This window comes from Brumimicrobium sp., assembly GCA_023957385.1.
Classification (GTDB): Bacteria; Bacteroidota; Bacteroidia; order Flavobacteriales_D; family Crocinitomicaceae; genus Brumimicrobium.
The window spans coordinates 1,377,775-1,401,130 of the sequence record JAMLGZ010000001.1; the positions used below are offsets into that span (position 1 = coordinate 1,377,775).

Annotated in this window: 14 protein-coding genes; 5 read left to right on the forward strand and 9 right to left on the reverse strand. The window is 34.7% G+C overall.

Annotated elements, in window-relative coordinates; all coding sequences use genetic code 11:
- Positions 1 to 12 precede the first annotated feature (12 nt).
- The 5 genes from M9897_06095 to M9897_06115 all read right to left on the reverse strand — a co-directional run bounded on the left by M9897_06095 (position 13) and on the right by M9897_06115 (position 7,011).
- Entirely contained in the window at positions 13 to 1,002 is a 990-nt protein-coding gene (locus M9897_06095) for an HmuY family protein (protein ID MCO5268446.1), read from the reverse strand.
- Positions 999 to 3,272, reverse strand: a complete 2,274-nt coding sequence (locus M9897_06100) for a TonB-dependent receptor (GenBank protein ID MCO5268447.1) — start codon at positions 3,270 to 3,272, stop codon at positions 999 to 1,001. Before M9897_06100 ends, M9897_06095 begins: the two co-directional genes overlap by 4 nt.
- Before the next feature lie 86 nt (positions 3,273 to 3,358).
- Positions 3,359 to 4,636 (reverse strand): T9SS type A sorting domain-containing protein, encoded by a 1,278-nt coding sequence (locus tag M9897_06105; GenBank protein MCO5268448.1) that lies wholly within the window; start codon positions 4,634 to 4,636, stop codon positions 3,359 to 3,361.
- Positions 4,637 to 5,005: 369 nt separating this feature from the next.
- On the reverse strand, positions 5,006 to 6,391 hold the full coding sequence (locus M9897_06110) for an MBL fold metallo-hydrolase (GenBank protein ID MCO5268449.1): 1,386 nt from the start codon (positions 6,389 to 6,391) through the stop codon (positions 5,006 to 5,008).
- Positions 6,392 to 6,417: 26 nt separating this feature from the next.
- Positions 6,418 to 7,011, reverse strand: a complete 594-nt coding sequence (locus M9897_06115) for a TPMT family class I SAM-dependent methyltransferase (GenBank protein MCO5268450.1) — start codon at positions 7,009 to 7,011, stop codon at positions 6,418 to 6,420.
- Positions 7,012 to 7,164: 153 nt separating this feature from the next.
- Between M9897_06115 and M9897_06120 the strand changes: the two genes are divergently transcribed.
- The 4 genes from M9897_06120 (at position 7,165) to clpX (ending at position 13,964) form a co-directional block, all read left to right on the forward strand.
- Positions 7,165 to 7,929: a hypothetical protein gene (locus M9897_06120; GenBank protein ID MCO5268451.1), complete on the forward strand. Its 765-nt coding sequence runs from the start codon at positions 7,165 to 7,167 to the stop codon at positions 7,927 to 7,929.
- A gap of 10 nt (positions 7,930 to 7,939) precedes the next feature.
- The gene (locus M9897_06125) at positions 7,940 to 11,788 is read left to right on the forward strand and encodes a gliding motility-associated C-terminal domain-containing protein (GenBank protein MCO5268452.1); all 3,849 of its coding nucleotides are present in this window, start codon (positions 7,940 to 7,942) and stop codon (positions 11,786 to 11,788) included.
- A gap of 164 nt (positions 11,789 to 11,952) precedes the next feature.
- Positions 11,953 to 12,618, forward strand: coding sequence for an ATP-dependent Clp endopeptidase proteolytic subunit ClpP (gene clpP / locus M9897_06130; GenBank protein ID MCO5268453.1), 666 nt, complete (start codon positions 11,953 to 11,955; stop codon positions 12,616 to 12,618).
- 116 nt (positions 12,619 to 12,734) lie between these two features.
- Positions 12,735 to 13,964 (forward strand): ATP-dependent Clp protease ATP-binding subunit ClpX, encoded by a 1,230-nt coding sequence (gene clpX, locus M9897_06135; protein MCO5268454.1) that lies wholly within the window; start codon positions 12,735 to 12,737, stop codon positions 13,962 to 13,964.
- Positions 13,965 to 13,969: 5 nt separating this feature from the next.
- Here clpX and M9897_06140 read toward each other — a convergent pair whose 3' ends face one another.
- Together M9897_06140 and M9897_06145 are read right to left on the reverse strand one after the other, a co-directional pair.
- Complete coding sequence (locus M9897_06140; GenBank protein MCO5268455.1) at positions 13,970 to 15,214, reverse strand: metallophosphoesterase; 1,245 nt, start codon at positions 15,212 to 15,214, stop codon at positions 13,970 to 13,972.
- 11 nt (positions 15,215 to 15,225) lie between these two features.
- Positions 15,226 to 17,508, reverse strand: coding sequence for a RelA/SpoT family protein (locus tag M9897_06145; protein ID MCO5268456.1), 2,283 nt, complete (start codon positions 17,506 to 17,508; stop codon positions 15,226 to 15,228).
- 194 nt (positions 17,509 to 17,702) lie between these two features.
- On the opposite strand from M9897_06145, the gene M9897_06150 reads away from it, so the two are divergent.
- On the forward strand, positions 17,703 to 20,078 hold the full coding sequence (locus tag M9897_06150; GenBank protein MCO5268457.1) for a T9SS type A sorting domain-containing protein: 2,376 nt from the start codon (positions 17,703 to 17,705) through the stop codon (positions 20,076 to 20,078).
- Positions 20,079 to 20,129: 51 nt separating this feature from the next.
- Here the strand turns inward: M9897_06150 and fahA are convergent, their stop codons facing one another.
- Together fahA and M9897_06160 are read right to left on the reverse strand one after the other, a co-directional pair.
- On the reverse strand, positions 20,130 to 21,401 hold the full coding sequence (gene fahA / locus M9897_06155; protein ID MCO5268458.1) for a fumarylacetoacetase: 1,272 nt from the start codon (positions 21,399 to 21,401) through the stop codon (positions 20,130 to 20,132).
- 75 nt (positions 21,402 to 21,476) lie between these two features.
- Entirely contained in the window at positions 21,477 to 23,261 is a 1,785-nt protein-coding gene (locus M9897_06160) for an agmatine deiminase family protein (GenBank protein ID MCO5268459.1), read from the reverse strand.
- Positions 23,262 to 23,356: the final 95 nt, after the last annotated feature.

Below are 23,356 nucleotides of genomic sequence, written 5' to 3' on the forward strand. Positions count from 1 at the left end.
TTCGTGGTTTTTTTAGTTCAATTCCTCAAAGGTAAAAGTAGGTGTACCTTTCTCTCCTGTTTTTGAGTAAAAATCAAGAAATTTGAGTTTGAAATAATTTCCGTGCTGATCTTGTATTACATAAGCTTTATTTGGAAATACCGTATAGTTGGCTGTTCCTCCTTCCATAACTTGTGTTAATCCTACATCTTTCCAATCATAACCAATGGCATTCATATCGTTGGCTAGGGATAATGTTTGAGCATACATAAGGTCAATATCTTCATATTTTATATTTGTAACTAAAATGGCCTTAGTTTGATATCTATTTAGCAGGCAACCAGTTAACAAATAGTCCATAATCGCAGGCTCTGTCAAATGTTGAATATATTGTGTAAATACTAAATCCCAAGTTGCTTTTTTAGGTTCTACATCAACTTTTCCTTTATCTATCATGCTGTAAAACATAAAGTTATATGCATCATCCTTTAGAATTGAATCTTGAGTTACATTGGTTTCTTGTAATTTCGCATATTCGAAATAATAGGCTGTTGGCGTAACGCTTATGATTTTTAGTTTATACCAACCTAATGCTTGCCCTTCAGCAGTATATCCCATGTCTATTAATCGTACAAAACCATCCGTCCAATCACCTATACCAGTAGAATCCATATCTCCTGAGGGTTTGTCATATTGTGGATTAGAGGTATATCCATATTTACTAGTTAAATCAGATAAATTTGTTTTGTCTGTATAATATACAAACATATTTTTAGCGACATTTGATATCACATGCCATCCTGTATTTCCAGTTTCAAAGCCAATATCCCAAATTTCTTTGTTATTACTAGCTATGATTTTGTTTTCTACAAGATTGAAAAAAACTTGCTTCTTATAATTATTGCCTAAAGTAATAGCTACTTCATTTCCTGTATTGTGTTCTTTTTTTGGAATTGGAAATTCTTTTTTAAGACATGAGTTTAAAAATAGGAATGATAGTATAAAGAGTATATATTTTCTCATTTGGAATAGAGTTTAAGTATGATACCAAGATTGTAAGTTCTTCCCATGCCAATAGTTGTTTGTCCACTACCTCCTGAAGAGTGGGCGCTGATAGCACTTCCTTCACTACCTGATACATTTATTACATTGAATATATTTTTAACTCCCACGCTGATAGTCAATCGTTTATTCCAAATGTATTTAGAAATCTTGAAATCAGCAAGGTGATAGTCCTTAATAATCGACAAGGTGTAATTGCCATTCTCATCTCCAAAAATCTGTGGTAATTCACCAATATATCGATAAAATAAAGCAAATTGGAGTCCGATCTTTTCCCAATTATATTGTATTTGACTATTTATGCTTGGTGAGAATAAGAATTGATTGTTTAGAAAAGTTTTATCAGAAACAATTTTATGGTATCTACCTATATAACCGAACCCTAATCCAGCGGATAAACCTTTGTATAAAATAGAGCTTTCAAATTGGAAGCCAGTGGTAGTAAAACGATTGATATTGAAATAGGAATATTCGTTAACAGATTTTTGCGCTAGTGCAATTTGATTGTATATTATGTTGTAGAAAACTGATAGTTTATTTTTTATGACAACATCTGCTATACGTTGATTTTCGTGGAAAGAGAGATTGAAATTATCGGATGATTCTGCTTTTAGATCTTTGTTACCAATAATATTGTGATTTGCATCAACAAAGGTGTAGAATAATTCTTTGATGGAAGGAGCCCTAAAACCTCTTGCGTAGGAGAATCGCAAAGCTAAATCGTGTTTATCTTTGTTAAAGAATGTCCATTTAATATTCATAGAAGGAGTGAGAGGAGCTTTGTATTGAGTGTTATAGCTATATCTTATTCCAGGTCGAAATGTTAAAGAAGGGAGAGGGGAGTATTCTGCCGAAGTATAGAGTGCATAATCACCAATATTTTTATGTTTATGTAGTATTTTTTTACCGAAGGCATATTCTTGAAGTATTTCAAAACCTACTTCATAGTTGAATTTTTTATCATCTTTGGCTTGGATATATCTTCCGCGTAGCATTATACTGTGGTAAGTTGATGTGTCTTGATCGTCGGGATTGCTCGTAATTACATCATCAATAGTAGTTAAATCACGAATTTTTGTATTTTTCTTACGGAAATAGCCACTATAACCAGCGGTTAAAGACAATGTATGATTATGCTTAAAATAATATTGATAATCTAAACTTTGATTGATACGCTGCGTTTGGTAATAATCATCAAATGCTGTTTCGAAGTAAGGAGGACGTGGATATCCACGATTAATAATTTTTTCATCCAGATATTGTCCATTAAATACTAAAGAAGCATGAGTTCCTCTAAATTGATAATTTAAACCTCCAAATAGTTGTGTTTTTGGTTTCCATAGTAAAACTCGTGAACTATCAGCAATAGGGTTTCTATAATCAAATATTTTATGAGAAGGATCCCAACCATCAAAAAAATGTCGCCCACCATTTAGTATAATTTGATGATTTTTAAATTTTCCACCAATTGAAAGTGAGTTATTAAGTTTACCACTGCTTTCTGAGTAGTTATTGCTAGTAATTTCCCATGTGTTTTTTTGATTCTGTTTGGTGATAATATTAATGGTTCCAGCTAGAGCATCTGTTCCATAGTTTACAGAAAGAGGGCCTTCTACGATTTCAATACGTTCAATATTTTCAATTGGAATTTGAGCAAGGTCTATGTTGCCATTTTGCCTCCCAGTGACAGGGATACCGTCTATGAGAATTTTTACATTTTCACCTCCGATTCCTTGTAGTTGTATATTGGCACCAAGTATATTGTCTTCACTTATATGTATATTTAGTTGGTTGTTTATTGCTTCTATAACATTTTGTGCAGCCATTGATTCAATCTGTTTTCGATCTATTACAGCAATATTATGTACTGCATTTTCGATAAGTTGTGCTTTATATTGAGCAGTTACAACAACCTCTTCATATTCGTTTATAGTAGGAGAGAGAGTAAATGTAGTATCTTTTGTAATGCGAATATTTGGGATTGTTATCGTGTTGAAATCTGGGTAACTGATAGTGAGTTTACAATAAAGATTTTGGTAAGCCGAGCCTATCTCAATATTTCCTTGAATGTCACTCAAAAAATTATATACTTTATTTTGGATGGCTATTTCAATTCGTGCATGAGGTAGGGGATGTTTATCGTTAGAAGAAATAACGGTAATAGTTTGACCTAACAGTACAGAATGACTAATTAAAAAAAATAAAGCAATTATGTATGCGTACTTTTTCACGAATTATTACCCTTTTAAAACAACAATCGCTCGGTTGTGCGTTCCGAACGATTGTTTGTACATTATGAAAAACCTGGAGATTAAGGTTACTGAATAATTAATTTCTTAGTAATTCCTTGATCCTTTGTGCGTATGTGAATAAAATATGTACCTGATTTAAAATTCTCAGTAGAAATTGTTTTTAGATTAAGATCTCCTGTGTTTGGAGTATTTTCCTGATAAACAACTTCTCCAAGAATATTGGTAATTGATAAAGACATATCCGTATTTCCAAAATTATTAAGAAGTACAGATACTTGTGAAGTAGCTGGATTTGGATATATCACTGCATTGGCTTGTGGTAGATTGTTTTTGTCCAAAGAAGCTTCTGACATTAATTCTTTCCAAAATATTATGTTTCCATTAGATGCGCCACCATAATTAAAGAAAACAAGTTTCCATACATTACCTGAGTTTGCTTTTACAAAATAAACGCGATCTGTTACATATTCGTACGCAGGAGGCATTGCATTCATATTAAAGTTCTTCCAATCATGTCCAATTGTGTTCATATCAAAAGAATAGTTTGCACCAAACCAATCCATATAGTTTTCTGGATCTACACCATCGACTTGTGCTATTTCTAATCCTGGACTTGCTAAAACTCCTCCAGCTTTAGCCATTTCTAATACTTGTGTAAAAGGATTAGGTGCTAAATCAATGTAATTGGTGAAAAGTAAATCCCATTCATTTACTTTTTTAGGCTCACGGTTATCAATAACAGCGTCTCCACTTACTGAGTAATATATAAAATTATATCCTGTATAATCATTCTTGTTTACTTGTGAGGAAATCTCGTTAGAACCATCTAAATTGGCATAAGTAAATTTATATAATCCAGTATAACCATTTAAAGAATCAATTTTTATCTTTCTATAATCGTTATTACTTAGTTTTAAGATATAAAGAGATTTCCCAATGAGTCCATGGTATGCAGGAACATAATCTCCCCAACCATAATCAAATTGTTCATTGATATCTTTAATAGAATTGAAAGCTCCCGTTTTCCAATCTTTTGGATTGTTGAATAATTCATCCCAATTCATTCCCGTTGTGTCAACCGTTGCCCAATCTTCTATATCTCCTGGATATACAAATAGTTTTCGTCCATTTGCACTATTAACCATAACAGATCCATCAGCTAATCCACCAATTTGAAAGGCTATGTCCCAGTTTGTTGCAGAAGCTGAATTTGTTTCATCTGAATCTATGTTGTACCAAACATCATTGATTCCACCAGCTCCCATACTTACTGTTATTGTATCTTGAGCATTTGCTATAATCGCTCCCATTCCGAATAGCGTAAAAAGTAAATATCTTTTCATATAATTAATTTTGAGTTTTGTAATTGGATGCAAAGATACTTATGAAATTTAAATTTCAAATCTTTTTAAGTGAAAAATAAATACATAACTTACTGTTAATCAGTATTATGTCATAATAATGTCATGTGATTGTCATGTAATTGTCATGTGGTTAAAATGGAAAGAAATTGTAGTTTGAAAATCAAGGATATACTAAAACTTAATTTAATTATTTAGAATCATTCTAAATTAATAGAAATAAACCATTATAACAAAATTCATAAAGTCAATTTCCTTTGTATATTATGAAAAGACACTCGATCTGGCAAGTAAGAAGTACACAATTTAGAATAAGCGAACAATACGTTATAAGAGAGGAATTGATTAAGTCTATATACCCATAGGTATTTTTGTTCCTTTTATTGCATTCATTCCTCCTTCAATTTCAGTGAAATTTCTGATACCTCTTGCTTGAAGAATGCTAGCTGCAATCATGCTACGGTAGCCACCTGCACAGTGAATGAAAAAATGCTTATCATCTTGTAAATCATTCATCCAATTGTTAATATCTGCAAGTGGTTTACAATTAGCATTCTCCACGTGTACATTGCTGTATTCAGTGTTATTACGAATATCTATAACAGTATCAGTTTGACAGTCTACACATGCGGCAAATTCTTCAGGAGAAATGCGATGTACAGTATCCATTTCTTTTCCAGCATTTTTCCAAGCATCTATTCCTCCGTCTAAATAACCAATTACATTATCAAATCCAACTCTACTTAAACGAGTAACTACTTCTTCTTCACGACCAGTATCAGCAACGATTATAAGAGCTTGAGTAACGTCTTTAATTAGAGTGCCCGCCCAAGGTGCAAAACCTCCATCTATTCCTATATTGATAGAACCAGGAATAAATCCTTTGTGAAATTCTGTATTCTTTCGTGTGTCTAGTATCAAGGCATTAATTCCCTCAACTGCTTGGGTTACTTCTTCTGGGGTAAAAGGCTCTAATCCTTCTTCTAATACAGTATTCAAATTTTTATATCCATTCTTATTGAGTTGAACAGCTGCACTGAAATAAGCGGGAGGCGCACTTAATCCATCTAAAACGGCACTCACAAAGGCTTCTTTTGAAGGTTGATTTAATGCATAATTCATTTCCTTTTGGTGACCAAGTGAATCCATTGTTTCCTTCATCATGTTCTTCCCACAAGCAGAACCGGCTCCATGTGCTGGATAAATGATGATGTCATTTGGTAATGGCATCACTTTATTCATTAAAGAATCATACAGCATTCCTGCTAAATCCTCTTGCGTGTATTCTCCAACCTTTTGAGCTAAATCTGGTCTTCCTACATCACCTAAGAATAGTGTGTCTCCGGAGAATAAAGCTTTTTCTTTCCCATTCTCATCAATAAGAAGTATGCAAATACTTTCTAAAGTATGTCCAGGGGTATGTAATATCTTCAACTGTACGTTCCCCAAAGGTAAGATTTGTCCATCTACAGTTGCCATACTCTTGTATGCAGTTGATGCGCCAGGTCCAAATAAAATAGGAGCTCCAGTCGCTACGGATAAATCAATATGTCCGGATACAAAATCAGCATGAAAATGTGTTTCAATAATATATTTTAATTTGACCCCATCACGTTGTAAACGTTCCTGATACTCTTGAGTATCACGCAAAGGATCAATGATAGCAGCTTCACCATTGCTAGTTATGTAATATGCTCCTTGTGCTAAACATCCTGTATATATTTGTTCTATCTTCATCATCACATTTTTAAATCAGTACAAAGCTACACTTTTTGTAAATTTAACCACACCTCATTTCCACTTCTTGGTTTAATTGAATTATAACATTCTTCCAATTTGTCTATATTGAACAATTGAAGTGGAATCATAGCACGATATTCTTCGATGTCTCCACCAAAAGGAGGACCCGATTCAAAGTGAACGTTAAATAAAACTCCACAAAGTCTTCCTTTTTCTTTTAGCAATTCAGCTATTTTTTTAAAATATTTAGGGCGAAATGAGAGTGGGAGTGTACAAAAGAATGTTTGTTCAAAGATTAGATCAAATTGACCTTCAAATTCCCAGAAATCTCCCTCAATTACCTTCACTTCAGGATTATTTTTAAATAATTCTTTATTTTTTTCTACAACTAAAGGGGCAATATCTAATATCGTTATAGACTTAAATCCTTGCTCCAGTAGATAATGAGCTTCGTGAGCATTTCCAGCACCTGGTATGAGTATGTCAATATTCTTATTAGTGAGTTGATCAATGTAAGTTTTAATCGGTGTAGATGGATAGCCAATATCCCATCCGATATGATTCATCTCATAGCGTTTATTCCAAAATTCTTTGTCTAATATACGTTCTTCTTCCATTCGATTTCTCTTTAATTTTTAAAGTTAACAATTAAATTTTTAAAAGAAAACTTAGAGATAACTGGAAAAATTTGAGTTAACAAAATTTAAATTTTTATAAAAAGAATATTTCACTTAAATTTGAGGGCTAAATAAACTACTATTTAATATAATATGATAAAAAAAACGTTTTTCCGTATTGCACTGATTTCCTTTTTATTACAAGGATATTCAGTCAAAGCTCAAGAATCTATTGTAGAGCAGATTTCTTTGCTAACAACTTTAGAAGCAGATGAAATTTTAGCTGTTTCTCCTCATTTTCCATTAAGAACAATGGATAATGAGCAGTTTAAGGCTGAATTAAAAACTTGGTATAATGATTATAGAGCTGAATATGAGCAGTTCATTAAACTTGAAAAGTTCCAGCAAAATCCTTTTTATTGGAATTCTTTTGGATTGGAAGTAGAAGAAGAAGTTGTGAACGAATATTTAAATGATGATTTACTTACTTGGATAGCTATAAACTCCATTTCGAATGAAGAGTTAAGACAGGCTGCGCCACATTTTCCGTCTATACCTAATTCAGGAAATAAACGTGAAGATGCTAATCAATTTTCTTATCTGAAAGTGACTTGGTTGAAAGAGTATAGAGAAGAATTTGATGCTATCATTCGAATAGTAGATCCGAATTATAACATGGAGCCAATGGTGGGTCCTTATTTTACGAGCTACAGACCAGGAACAGAAAAGCCCATGTTATCTTTAGATGATGCAAATAATCCTGACAGAAAATTGATATACGATATGAAATTACAGCACTGGTATTATATGCATAATCAAACGAAATACCGTGAACTTTATGGTGAGCCACCTGCTTTACCAGAACAATATGGTTCTATGGAAGAGTATATTAAGGAAAACACTAAAAACGACAATTAAACACACTACTATGAAAAAGATTTTAACAATTTATACGTGCCTATTCACTTTATTCCTTTTTTATGGAATAGATGCCCGAGCACAGCAATATACTGATGGTTCAGTAACTTTGAAATTATGGGTATATCAACTATGGCGTAGAACTTATGGTGATGCTGGTTTTGGTGACTCAGAAGATTCTTATCGAATCCAACTGCAAGACAATGCTAATTTAGATGGACAAGCTTGGTTGCTTGCTACTAATACTGGAGATGGTAATAATGGTTGGTGTTTTCATGATGGTGGGGGTTCGGGCTCTTACCCGAGAACTCCCTTGTATGATCGACTTATGTTAAATCATTCGTACGGAACAAATAATCCTATGTATTATGATATCTCCTTTGATACTTGGGAGGATGATATGGGTGATCGCTGTAAATACGAAACGGGAGGACTCTTTTCTGATGATGATGATGATAGATGTGGTCCTGGTACGGTAAATAATTTACCTATTCGCTCGCTTGGTGCTCCTTGTGTAGATAATATGGCAGGGTGGCAGTATTTCTGCGGTCAAACAAGCAATAATTCAACAGGAGCACGTATTAAGGTGAATTATTCAACACCAATTCCTCAAGTGTCATCTTCTGTTAATCCATGTGATGCAAATCTTTCATCTTCTTTGAATGGTGTAGGTAGTTATTCAGGATGTTCTTATACTTGGGAGAGACAAGGAGATGGAACAGTTGGATCAGGACAAACTTTTACAGCCACTGAACCAGGATCTTATCGTGTAACCTACAATTGTAATGGATGTTCAAGCACAAGTGCGTGGACTGTAATTGTAGCTCCAGGTAGTGCCCCTACAGCAGGTGCCATCTCTGCAAATCAAACTATATGTGCCAATTCTACACCTGCGACTTTGAATAATGTTACTTTAGGTACTGGTTCAGGTTCAATTACTTATCAATGGCAACAAAGTACAGTTGGATGTGGTTCTGGATGGAGTGATATTCCAGGAGCAACTGGTTCTAGTTATTCTCCTTCAGCTTTGACACAAACCACTTATTATAGAAGGGGTGCAATTGATTGCTGGGGAAGAACTACTTATTCAGCTTGTATCACGATAACAGTAGAGACTCCACCAACAGCAGCAACTATTGGTGGTACTTTTGGTTATTGTATTGGAGATAATGGAACAGTGACTGCCTCACAAACAGGAGGAAATTGGAATAGTACTAATTCAAGTATTTTCACAGTAGATAACATGGGAAATATTAGTGCCCTCACTGCTGGTTCAACAAATGTTGAATACATAATTCCAGGAGGATCTTGCCCAGATGCTACAAGTACACAATTAATTACTGTAACAGCACCTCCAATAGCAGCGACTTTGAATGGTGTGTTTACGTATTGTGTAGGGAATTCTGATGTATTAACAGCATCTCAATTAGGGGGTAGTTGGACAAGTTCAAACTCTTCAGTATTTCAGATTGATAACTCAGGAAATTTAATAGCTACGGGTGGAGGAACAGCTCAAGTGACTTATACAATCCCAGGAAATGGAGCATGTGCTGACGCAGTAACTACTCAAACCATTACTGTAAGTGTTGCACCAATTGTAGCTACGATTACTGGAGATTTTGGTTATTGTGTTGGTGACAATGGAACAGTTAATGCTTCACAAACTGGCGGTACTTGGAGTTCTTCTAATTCAAGTATATTCACTGTAGATAATATGGGGAATATTAGTGCCGTGAGCGCAGGTACTGCACAAGTGACTTATACTATCCCTGGAGGAGGTGTTTGTCCGGATGCTGTTTCTTCACAAACAATTACTATTTCTGCTCCTAATACGCCAGCTAGCATTACGGGGAACTTTAATTATTGCGTAGGTGGAAGTGCTACATTAGTAGCAAGTATCTCAGGTGGATCATGGAATAGTACAAACCCATCTATTTTCCAAATAGATAACCTTGGAAATGTGATTGCAGTTGGACCGGGTTCTGCTCAAGTTGAATATACAATAGCAGGTAGTGGTGCTTGTGGAAATTCGGTTTCAACTCAAACAATCACTGTAAGTGTAACACCTACAGCCGCTATCCTTACAGGAGATTTCTTATATTGCTTAGGAGGTACAAATGGAACAGTAAATGCATCACAGACTGGTGGTAACTGGAGTAGTTCTGATCCAAGTGTATTTACAGTAGATAACTCAGGAAATATTACTGTAGTTGGAGCAGGTACAGCTCAAGTAACTTATACTATAGCTGGGGGTGTTTGTCCTGATGCTATTACTAATCAAACAATTACAGTATCGACTCCATTGAGCCCAATTACATTGACAGGTGGTACAGCATTATGTGTAGGTGGTACAGACCAATTGGTGGCATCCATTCCTAATGGTACATGGTCAAGCAATGACGCTTCTGTAACTGTGGATGCTAATGGAAATCTTTTGGGTGTTTCAGCCGGACAAGCAGATATCACTTACCTCGTAGATGGAGGAGGTTGTCCTGACGTTTCAGAAACAGTTACGGTAGTTGTAACAAATATGGTTACACCAAGTGTTGCAATTACAGGAGATGCTGTTACGGAAATTTGTAGCAATGAAACAATTAGTCTAACAGCTGTTCCATCTAATGGTGGGGCTAATCCAACGTACCAATGGCAAATCAATGGAGTAAATGTGACTGGTGCTACAAATTCAACTTTTAGTACGACAGGATCAGGGTTAAATAACGGAGATGTGATTACTGTTGTCATGGTCTCTAGTTCTAGCTGTGCAAATCCAACAACGGTTTCTGAAAGTACAATCGCTATTACATTAGACAGCCAAGCTCCAGTTATTACTAACTGTGTCAATGATACTACCTTGTATCTAGGACCAACCGCTTGTGATGTAAGTATTGGTGATTATACAAGTTTGCCATCTCTGCAAGCTACAGATAATTGTGGAACTATATTAGATGGTGGCTTGACAGTTATTCAAAGCATTGCTTCATCCACACATGTTGGAGTAGGTGTTCATCCAGTTATTCTTACTGTAGCTGATGGCGTTGGAAATAATGTTACTTGTAGTTTTAATGTGACAGTTTTAGATACGATTTCTCCAAGCGTATCGGTTCAATTAGTCAACACTGTTAATTGTGCAGGAGTTGCAGTAGATTGGAATGAAATCATTACAGATAATTGTGGAATTGATAATATCAGTTCTACCCATCAAAGTGGTGAGTTATTACCTTTAGGTATCACAACTGTTACTTATACTGTGACAGATGAGAATGGTAATGTTACTACTTACTCTTTTGATGTTTCAGTGGTGCAAGCAACAGATACTCCAGAAATTATAGGAGGTGAAGATATATCAGAGTGTATAGGTAAAGATGTTGTTTTAACTATTCAAAATATAGATGCAGCTAACCAATATAATTGGTATTTTAATGGTGATTTGATTGGTAATGGAACAAGTTATACGATACATTCTACCACTGAAAATAATGCTGGAGTTTATACAGTTTCTGCTGAAACGAGTGATGGATGTATTGTTTCCGCTGATATTCATCTTGATTTAGAATACTGTTTACTAAATATTGTTGAAGCATTCTCTCCAAATGGAGATGGTATAAATGATTATTTTGTGATTGAAAATATCGAAGCATATCCAAATACCAAAGTATGGATTTATGACCGTTGGGGAGCTGAAGTTTACCATAGTGATAATTATAAAAATGATTGGAATGGAGTTTCCTTTGCTAAACTGACTCTAGGTAAGGAGCAGTTACCTGAAGGAACGTATTATTATTATGTTGAAATAGGTGGTAAGAAAGGACAAGCAGAAACAGGGAAAATTCAAAAAGGTTTTGTTTACCTAAAGAGATAAGGTTTAAACAAAAATAAATATGAAATGTTACTAAGAGGTTATCTGTATGGATAGCCTCTTTTTATTTATAAAAAAATAAGAAACATATAAATAAAACGGATTTTAAACATGAAATTACAATCCGATTATTATATTTAGCAATTGTAAAAAAACAACAGTAAGATATGTACAATAAAGACGAATTTAGAAAATATGCTACTAAGCATATGGGCATAAACAGTATGCATTTAGGACATTATATTGAATCATCTTTAACCCCATACATCATTGAGGAACGTCAAATGAATATGACACAAATGGATGTATTTTCTCGTTTAATGATGGATCGTATTATTTTCTTAGGAACAGGAATTGACGATACTGTAGCTAATATTATCAATGCGCAACTTTTATTCCTAGAATCGGTAGATGCAAAGAAAGATATTCAAATTTATTTAAATTCTCCTGGTGGTGGAGTATATGCTGGTCTAGGTATCTATGACACCATGCAATATATTAGTCCTGATGTTGCAACAATTTGTACTGGTTTAGCAGCTTCTATGGGGGCGGTTCTACTTTGCGCAGGTGCTGATGGAAAAAGAACAGCATTAAAACATTCTCGTATCATGATTCACCAACCTCTTGGAGGAGCTCAAGGTCAGGCTTCTGATATTGAGATTACTGCTCGTGAGATTCTAAAATTAAAAAAGGAATTATACGATATCATTTCACATCATACTAAAAAACCATTTAAAACTGTTGAGACTGATTCTGACAGAGATTACTGGATGACAGCAGAAGAAGCTAAGAACTATGGAATGGTAGATGAGGTTTTAATTAGAAAATCTTAAAAATTAGAATGCTAAAAATGTAAGTGACTACTTTTAGGTGGTCACTTTATTTTTTATTAATTTAGATGTAATATTCAAACGGTAATGAATTAATTATCGTTAAAGTAACTGATAATATGGCAAAAAACGAAACAACATGTTCTTTCTGTGGACGACCACGTAGTCAGGTGAGATTATTGATAGCAGGAATCTCAGGACATATTTGTGATCATTGTGTGGTTCAAGCTCAATCTATTATTAATGAAGAGGTAGAGAATGGAAATCTTGCAGAAGATGATTTATTTCTAGATTTACTAAAACCTATTGAGATTAAAGGAAAATTGGATGAATATGTAATCGGTCAAGATGCTGCAAAGAAAACGCTATCTGTAGCTGTATACAATCATTATAAGCGACTGCAACAGAAAATTGGGAAAGATGAGATAGAGATTGATAAGTCAAATGTTGTCATGGTGGGAAGAACAGGAACAGGGAAAACCTTATTAGCTAAAACAATTGCTAAAATGTTAAATGTTCCTTTTTGTATTGCTGATGCTACTGTTCTTACTGAAGCTGGATATGTAGGGGAAGACGTTGAAAGTATTCTATCTCGTTTACTTCAGGCTGCAGACTATAATGTGAAAGCTGCAGAAAGAGGTATCATCTTTATCGATGAAATAGATAAAATTGCACGTAAAAGCGATAATCCTTCTATTACCCGTGATGTTTCGGGGGAAGGAGTACAACAAGCTTTACTTAAATTGTTAGAAGGAGCAGAAATTAATGTGCCACCGCAAGGAGGAAGAAAACACCCAGAACAAAAGATGATTAAAGTAGATACTCGTCATATTTTATTTATTTGTGGAGGTGCTTTTGATGGAATTGAAAAAATTATCGCACGTAGAGTAAATCGTCAAACGATTGGTTTTGCTAGTGAGGAAAAAGAAAGAGTAGAACAAGATAATCTGTTAGAGTTTATTAATCCTACTGATTTGAAGACTTTTGGATTAATTCCTGAATTAATTGGACGTTTCCCTGTTTATACTTACTTACGTCCTCTCGATAAAGCTGCTTTAAGAAATATCTTAACAGAACCTAAAAATGCTTTAGTAAAGCAGTACACAAAGTTGTTTGAGATTGATGGTGTCGCTTTAACTTTCGAGGATGCTGTACTTGATTTCATTGTAGAGAAAGCAATTGAATTCAAACTAGGAGCACGAGGTTTACGTTCTATCTGTGAAGCTATTTTAACTGATGCTATGTTTGAGCTTCCTTCTGCAAAAGGAAAAAAGGAGTTTAAGGTAACAATGGATTATGCACAAAAGCAATTTTCTCAATCGAAGATTGCAACAATGAAAGTAGCTTAAAAGATTTATTTGGAATTTTTACGGAGTGTAAAGACCACGATTTCAGGCCACATTCCAATTCTTCCAGGAAAGCCAAGGAATCCAAAGCCTTTGCTGACAAAAAGGTAGCGCTTGTCTTCTTTGTAAAGACCTAGCCAACGCTTGTATCGGTATTTTACTGGACTCCATTTCCAACCGGGAATTTCTACCCCCATTTGAGCTCCATGTGTATGTCCGCTCAAGGTTAGATCAAAAAACTTGGGATGCTTGCGTATAATATATTCCCAATGATCAGGATCGTGACTCAATAGTATATTAAATCTAGTATCATTTGTGCCTACAGAAGCTTTATCTATATCACCATATTTTGGAAAAGGGCCTGTTCCCCAATTTTCAACACCAATAATATCAAGAATATCAGAACCATTATCTAACTGAAAATTCTCATTTTTTAATAGTTTAAAGCCTGTTCGTTGAAAAATAGCTTCTAATTCTTCTAAATTTTGCTGTCTTTCTTCTGGATTATCAAATGCGATATAATCTCCGTAATCGTGATTTCCTAAAATAGCTAGTTTGGCATATTTAGCAGGAATAGTCTTTAAGATGTCTTCATACGGATGAGCTTCTATGGCACGATTATTTACTAAATCACCGGTGAAAAGTACTACATCCGGATTTTCTTCCCGTATCAAGGCTAACCCTTGCTTAACTTGGTTGTGATCGTCAAAACTACCAGCATGAAAATCAGAAAACTGAACAACTCTTAGTCCATCAAAAGAGGAGGGAAGTCTATCTAAAAATAACTCCACTCGTTTTACATGGTAATTGTACTTTCCTTTAGTTACCGCATAAATGGAACCTAATAGAGGTATGGAAGCAGCAGATAGGGAAAGTGTTTTCATAAAATTTCTTCTACTGGGGAAGTCGGCCTTTCTTTGTTTGGAAATAGATTTTCCTGCCCAATATCCAATTCTCACAAAATCTTCTATCAAGAAGAAGATAGACATAACTAATTTTGTAAAGAAAAATCCAATTGAAAGTCCGAAAGTAACATTAATAAATGTATTTGCATTATAAATATGCTGACTGCCACGAATGATTTGTAATACAAAATCAAATAAAAATAAAAAGGTAGTAAGTGGAATAAACCATTTTAAGATAAGATATGCTTTTTTAGAAAGTGTGGATTTAAGAGATTTTACCAAGTAAACATCTAATACACCTAAAACAAGCAAAGTAAATGTGAATAAGATTATATATCTATAGCTCATGAAAAAGAATATTAATCATAGTCTTCGGTTGTTTCTTCAGAAACATCATCCCATCTTTCAACACGTTTGACTCCTTCAATCATTTCAAACTTTTCTATTAATTCATCAAGGTGCATTTTATCAAAGACCAATACTTGGATTTTTCCTTCAAAGATTCCATCTTTTGATTCAAAACTGATAGAACGCATGTTGACGTTGTGCTGAAAGGATATAATTTCAGTAATCTTATTTACAATTCCAATTCCATCTATTCCAATAATCTTAAGCTTAGCAAGGTGTTCTCTAGTTTCTTGATTTTTCCATCTAGCCTTGATACATCGATAATTCATGCGCGACATTAAGTTAGCAGCATTAGGACAGTCAGTTCGATGTATTTTTATACCACTACTTTGTGTAATAAATCCAAATACAGAATCTCCTGGCAACGGATTACAGCATTTTCCAAATTCGTAATCAATATCCTTAAATCCCTCACCAATAACGATTGTATCTTTCTTATTATCAACCTTTTTATAAATATCAGAAGCAATCCTTGTTTTTTCTTTTGTTTCTTTTTCTATTGTTAAAACTCCTGCTTCATTCTTGATGCTTCGTAGTTTTGTGAGATCAATCTTGCTCTTTGCTACACGGATATACAAATCAGTGGTAGAAACAACATTGTAATATTTTTCTAATACGGCCAAGTTTTCACTTGTAAAGGTGATGTTATGTTGTTTAAATTTACGCATTAAGATTTCTTTACCATCTTCTGCAATTTTATTTTTCTCTTCGTTTAAAGAAGCTTTAATTTTTTGTTTAGCTCTACTAGTTACAACCATTTTGAGCCATTCTTCACTTGGCTTTTGTTTACTGGAAGTAATGATTTCTACCTGATTTCCATTATTCAATTGATAACTAAGTGGGACCAAGCGTTTATTCACTTTCGCACCAATGCACTTCATACCAATATCTGTATGAATATCAAATGCAAAATCTAAGACAGTCCCGCCTGTAGGTAAGACGCGTAAATCACCCTTTGGTGTAAATACATAGATTTCATCATTGAATAAGTTGAGTTTAAACTCATTTACAAATTCCATGGCATCTGCATCAGAAAAGTGACTATCTATTAAATCTCTAATTTCACCAATCCATCTATCAAATTTAGAAGCACCATTTTTAGATTCCTTGTAATTATAGTGTGCAGCTAATCCTTTTTCTGCAATTTGATCCATTCTTTTCGAGCGAATCTGAACTTCTACCCAACGTCCTTGAGGACTCATCACAGTTGTATGTAAAGATTCATATCCATTTGCTCGTGGTATAGAAATCCAGTCGCGCAAACGATTCGGATTAGGTTGATAAAAGTCAGTAACAATGCTATACACTTTCCAACTATCCGGTTTTTCCATTTCCTCAGGAGTATCGAGGATAATTCGGATAGCAAATAAGTCAAACACTTCTTCGAAAGGAACTTCTTTGGTTTTCATCTTATTCCAGATAGAAGCTATTGACTTAGTTCGTGCTTTTATTTCAAAATTAAAACCTTCTTTTTTAAGTGCTTCTTTGATAGGCTGTACAAATTGACGAATAAATCGCTGTCTGGCTGCATGAGTGGATTTTAATTTAATTGAAATACTTTTATATGCCTCAGGATTGAGGTATTTCATACAAATATCTTCCAACTCGCTTTTGATACTATATAATCCTAAACGGTGGGCTAGTGGGGCATATAAAAAACTTGTTTCTGATGCAATCTTTAACTGTTTATCAGGACGCATTCCATCTAAGGTTCGCATATTGTGTAAACGATCCGCAATTTTAATCAAGACAACACGCAAATCCTCAGAAATGGTGAGTATCATCTTACGAAAATTTTCAGCTTGAACAGAAACATTTTCGTCAAAAACTTCAGGGATTTTCGTTAGTCCATCGATGATGACACGTACTTTCTCTCCAAATAATTCTTCAATGTCTTCGAGTGTAATATATGTGTCTTCAACAGTGTCATGCAAAAGAGCTGCAATTATAGCTGTAGGACCTAATTCCATTTCTTCAGCACAGATTCGGGCAACAGCAATAGGATGATAAATATAAGGCTCTCCAGATTTCCTTCGCATATCTTTATGTGCCTCTACGGCTACGTCAAAGGCTTTACGAATAAGTCGAGTCTCTTCTTTTGTGCGTTTGTTTTTTGTAATCTTTAATAAACTCCTAAACGCATTTAATATCTCCCCACGTTCCTTTTCTAAATCAATCTTAGGAAGCAATTCATTTTCTTCTGGATTATCTGAATTCTCAATTAATTCTTGCATACACCATTAACATTTTATTGTCACCAAAGTTTATTAAATTTCCTAAAATATAAAGATAAGGTATAAAAAGTAATCAACAATAAGCTATTTAAAAATCGTTTTACTCTATCATTTCTTCCTTTCTTTTTGCCACTTATCCTTTTTTAATTTCTTGTTTTTTATATTTAACTATATTAGTATTCAAATCATCTATTATGAAACAAAGATTAAATTTACTACTTACAGGCTTGACCTTCTTTACCTATTTTCTATTCAATAGTTTTTCTTTGGCACAGTATCAGCGCCCTTTTGGTCCGTATGCACCTTGGAATATTGAAACTAAATATTTAGGAGTCCATCCTAATTCTGCCTATTATTCTCAATTGCTTTGGGATAATGCCACCCAGAATACACCGGGTGTTTTTAAGTTAAGTTTAGATCAATATACATATCCAGTTTATGAAGTAACCAGTGGATTACAACAATATTTAGTTCAGTCTGGAAATCCATCTTGGGGAAATTTACATGGTAAGTATATTCCATTTGACCCGAATTGGTTACCCGCTACAGGAACAGATGGGCAAATAATAATTCTTGACCCTGCTACGGGTAGAGAATGGGATTTATGGCAAGTGAATTTTGAAAATGATATTGTTCAAATTAGTAATGGAAATCTTGTTCAAAATGGAGTTGGACCTGGTGATGGATCAGATCCGGGAAATTATTGGACCAAAGAAAATGGTTTTTCTTCCTCCAGAGGTTGTGGTATTCAGTATTTAGCAATGCTGGTAAGGCCTGAAGAAATAGAAGAAGGGATTATTCGTCATGCACTCTCCATGCCTATACGCAATACAGATGGAACTGAATACGTATATCCTGCCACCAAATTGGAACATCCAGGTGCACCAGCAGGAGTGCCTGAAGGAATGCGTTTTGCGATTGATATTACAGATGAAGAGATTGAGGAGTGGTTACTTACAGTTTCTCCTCATATTCGAAATGTAGCTAGAATTATTGCTGTTGCGCTTCGTGATTATGGTTGGTTTATTACGGATACAAGTGGCGATGCGCATTTGCAATTTGAACTTCGCTTTTCTGCACCAGAATGGGATGATTTTGATATGCAGCACGTAGTGGTTGGTTCCCGACAATACCCACGAGATTTATTATGGGGCTTAATGACAGAAGATAATGTATATGCTCTAACCTATGATTATAATGGGATTAACCAAGTATGTGGTGGAGAGGAAGTTACACCGATTTTCACTCATGTTGGTAGTAAGTGTTCTGGTGAAGTTTTTAGCTTACCTACTGTTTCTGAAAATGGCATTTCTGGTTCTTGGTCTCCAGCTCCTGATTTCTTTAATTCTACTGAATATACGTTCACTCCTGATGATATGACTTGTAAGAAGATAGCAAAGATGACTGTATTAATCGACCAAAACTTTACATATAGTGTATCCAGCAATAATCCTACTTCCTGTAACTCTTCTAGTGGTTCAATCACTTTTACTGGATTAAGTCCTAATACCTCTTATTATGTTACTAGTAGTCAAGGCGATGCAACAGCTTCATCCAATGGAAGTGGTGTTATCAATGTAACAAATCTTCCTGTAGGAGTTTATAGTGGAATTTCTCTTACAAAGGTAGGTGCAGGTGCTTGTACGGTGAATTATCCAAACATCATTACCTTGATAGCAAATAATTCACCTGCACTAACAGTAAGTTCTGACGTAACAATTTGTAAAGGAAATTCGACAACTATTACAGCTAGTAATTATGGAGGAGCTTCTGTTTCTTGGGATAATGGCTTAGGAAGCGGTGCTTCACATTCAGTTTCACCTAATCATACTACTATTTATACAGCCTCAGCTACGTCAGGTTCTTGTACGACGGAAAAGGCAGTTACAGTAACTGTGGAAAACGTGGTGACACCAACATTCACAATAGATTCAGAAATTTGTCAAGGAGTAACTCCAAATTTACCAACGAATTCAGAAAATGGTATATCAGGTAGTTGGGCTTTACTAACAGATAATGGAACTCAGTTGACTTATGAGTTCACCCCAACAGCAGGAATGTGCGCATCAACTGTTACGCAAACTATAAATCGTATAAATGTAAATATGGATTTGACTGTTTCTCAGAATGGGAATATTTTAGAAGCAAATGAAGTTGATGCTACTTATCAATGGGTGGATTGTAGTGATAATTCTGATGTAGTAGGTGCAACTTCACAACACTTTGAACCTCTAACTAGTGGTTCGTATAAGGTGATTTTAACATCTACTGTTTGTCCTAATATTACAGATGAAAGTAATTGTATCACTGTGGCTACGAGTGGATTGCAGAATGATTTACTCAATCACGTGTTTATTTATCCAAATCCTACAAAAAATACGGTCTATATTTCTATACCAAAAGGATTAGCTATAACTTCTTGGATTATGAAAGATATACAAGGAAAAGTAGTTATGGATGAAAGTACCTCTGTCACTGAAATACATGTAGAATTATTGAGCAAAGGAATGTACTATCTTGAGCTTACTACAACACAAGGAGTTCTAGTTAAGAAATTAGTAAAAGAATGATTATGAGTTGAATGCCGATAGCTATCGGTATGAAAATGATAGCTTTCAATTTTACAAAGCTGGCAATACTTTCCCTGTTACTTCTCCAAAACCAATGCGTACACCATTTGCATTGCAATAACCGCGCATTGTAACAGTATCGTAGTCTTCGATGAAAGTACGTTGCTGTCCGTCATTTAATTGAATAGGTTCTTTTCCACTCCAAGAAATTTCTAACATGGAACCAAAAGACCCTTTTTCAGGTCCAGAAATAGTCCCTGATGCAAGCATATCACCACAACGAATATTACATCCGTTTACAGTATGATGAGCTAATTGTTGAGCCATATTCCAGTACATGTGCTTGTAATTACTTTTAGATACAATGGATTCTGTACTATCTTTTGGAGTAATGGTAACTTCTAAAGCTATATCGTAATGACTACTTTCTTTATATTCTAAATAGGATAGTACTTTAGGTTCTTGAACGGGGCCTTCTGTTTTAAAAGGTTCTAAAGCATCCATTGTTACAATCCAAGGAGAAATAGATGTTCCCATATTTTTACCTAGGAATGGTCCAAGTGGTACATATTCCCAGCTTTGAATATCACGAGCTGACCAATCATTCATAACACACATTCCAAAAATGTAGTCCATTGCTTCATCGGTAGAGATTGGGTGACCAAGAGGTTTGCCATCGTAGGTGATAAAAGCCATTTCAAGTTCGAAATCCATTCTTCGACAAGCTCCATAAATTGGATCTTGATCAGGGGCAGGCTTAATTTGCCCTTTTGGTCTGTAAATATCTTGTCCACTAACTATGATTGAACTTGCTCTACCATGATATCCAACAGGAAGCCATAGCCAGTTAGGTTGTAAGGCATTTTCTTTCCCTCTAAACATGATTCCTACGTTTTCGGCATGATCGCGTGAAGAATAGAAATCAGTATAATCGCCTACTTGTACTGGAAGCAGCATTTCTACTTCAGAAATATCATGTAAAATTTGCTCCACATGATGTTGATTATTTGATAAGTCTTTATTTTCTGTACTAAATAGTTTGGACAATCTATTTCGTAAATCGCGTGTAGCAGATTTTCCTTTTTTCATGATGTTATTTAAAGCATTAGCTTTAAAATCATTCTCCTCAAATGGTAGATTTTGAAAGTAACCCAATACATATAAAGCATGTAGGTCAATTACTTTGTCGCCAATACGTGTCGCTACACGAGCGCTGTTCTTATCAGTTTTAAATATACCAAAAGGAATATTCTGTATTGGGAAGTCAGAATTATTATCTACGTCTATCCATGATTTTAAGGAAGGATCATTTGCTTTTAACATGTTGTCTTTTTAAATTTTATGCTTACAAATTTACAAAATATTTATGAATAGCAGGCTTAGGAATTAATTCCATCATTATTGTTTGTTTAGTTTCTGACTCCATTGCTTTCCATTGGAAGAAGTTACTGTAACAAAGTAAACTCCGCTTGATAAAGAAGAAACATCTATAAAGAACTGACGCTCATCTTCATAGATTTTGCCATCATAAAGAGGTTTTACTAATTCACCGGTGATAGCATAAATATCGATTTTAACTTGTTCACCTTTTAAGTGATTAATCTTTAGAGAAGTAATGTCATGAGCAGGGTTTGGATAGAGAGAACTCAAGATGGTTTCTTCTTTTTCAGTTAAGGCAGCACTTGTAGAACCATCCCCAGTTACCACAAAATAATAATAACCATCAGGTGCTGTAATAGGGCGACTTTGTTGTTTGCCATTATTAGCTTCTGCATGGATGTAATAATATACAGTATCTCCTGGATTCAAATTCAGTAATTGTGCTTCCCAGATATGTTGTGCTGGGTCTATTAAACTCATAGTTTGCGTTATAAATGGAAGAGAAGTATTTGTTGTATAATAGATTGTTGCTTGTGAGATCCCTGATTTATGCTGAATTCTAGCATCTAAAAATGCAGTATTTACTTCCGCCGAATCAATAGGCTGGTGAACTATCCATAAAGGATCTTGTACACCAATGGAATTAGTGATACAATGAATAGCTCCACCCAGTGAAATAATATTACTTCCTGAATTATCACAGTCAATTGGCACTATGTTGTACCCAGGCAGGTGCTCTTGTAAAATGCGCAAAGCAATGGTGTCATACTCTTGGCGATACGTAGGAACAATATATGTTTTATTTACAAACACACCATTGGCATAAGTTCTATACGAAGCTCCTTGAGAAGGGTGTGTTCCATTGGTAGCTGGTGGCATCGGAATTCTAACTACTTTGTATGGTGTTCCAAATGGAGTTGTAAAATTAGTTAGTACATACGCTAAATTATCTTCAATTTGTGGTCCATCGGATACGCCTAATGGATATTCACCAACAAGTAACGTTTCCTCATCCAATAATTTCATGTGCATATCAATGTGATGAATACCATCATAAGGTAGTACGGTCATTTTAACAAACTCCGAAACTCCCATAAAATCATGCATGATTTGATCGATGTCATTTTCAGATTTGACAGTTACATTATATGGATTTCCAGGTTCATTTTCACTTAAGATTAGTTTAGAAGCCATAGCACGATTTAACCCATCCACCATAAAGTTTCCACCTGTATTAACTAAGTCAGTAGGTGCAGCTGTAGTTGAATACAGCGGAATATTGTATTGCTGTGCATAGAATTGTGGCATTACATCATCTTTAGGTCTTGGACGATTATATATCCATTCGACTAAGTAGAGAGAATCTACATCGTTTTTATAGACAGAAAAAGCACCAAAATCACGTATCCAGATTGAATTATTACCGGGTGCATAAAATTCTACATGCGTCAAATCGATACCTTGATTACTTAGATAATTTTGTGCTGAAGTTACATCGTTATTTGTATTGCAGAAGATAGCAACCTTACATTCATCTTTGGCAGCGTCAACTATTTGTGCAAGAATTGAAGAATAACCACTCCAACTAATAACCAAATATTCTATCTCTTCCCATTCTGCCTGAGTTCTAACATTATCTGTTGGGGCAGTGGTGTTTCCATAGGCTCGTTGAGTTCTACTTGGACTTACATAATTAGGTAATGCTAATTTTTCTTCGGGAGTTAAACCTCTTGGAAGTTCTGTTTGTGAAAATGCGCTTGAAACAAATAGTAAAAGAGAAAAATAGAATAGCTGTTTCATCATGGTTTCTTGTTTAGAGAATAAATGTAGAAATTTTTTATAAGACCTCAAAATAGAGAATAAAAATATGTTTGAAGAACTTTTTTACTCATTCGTTT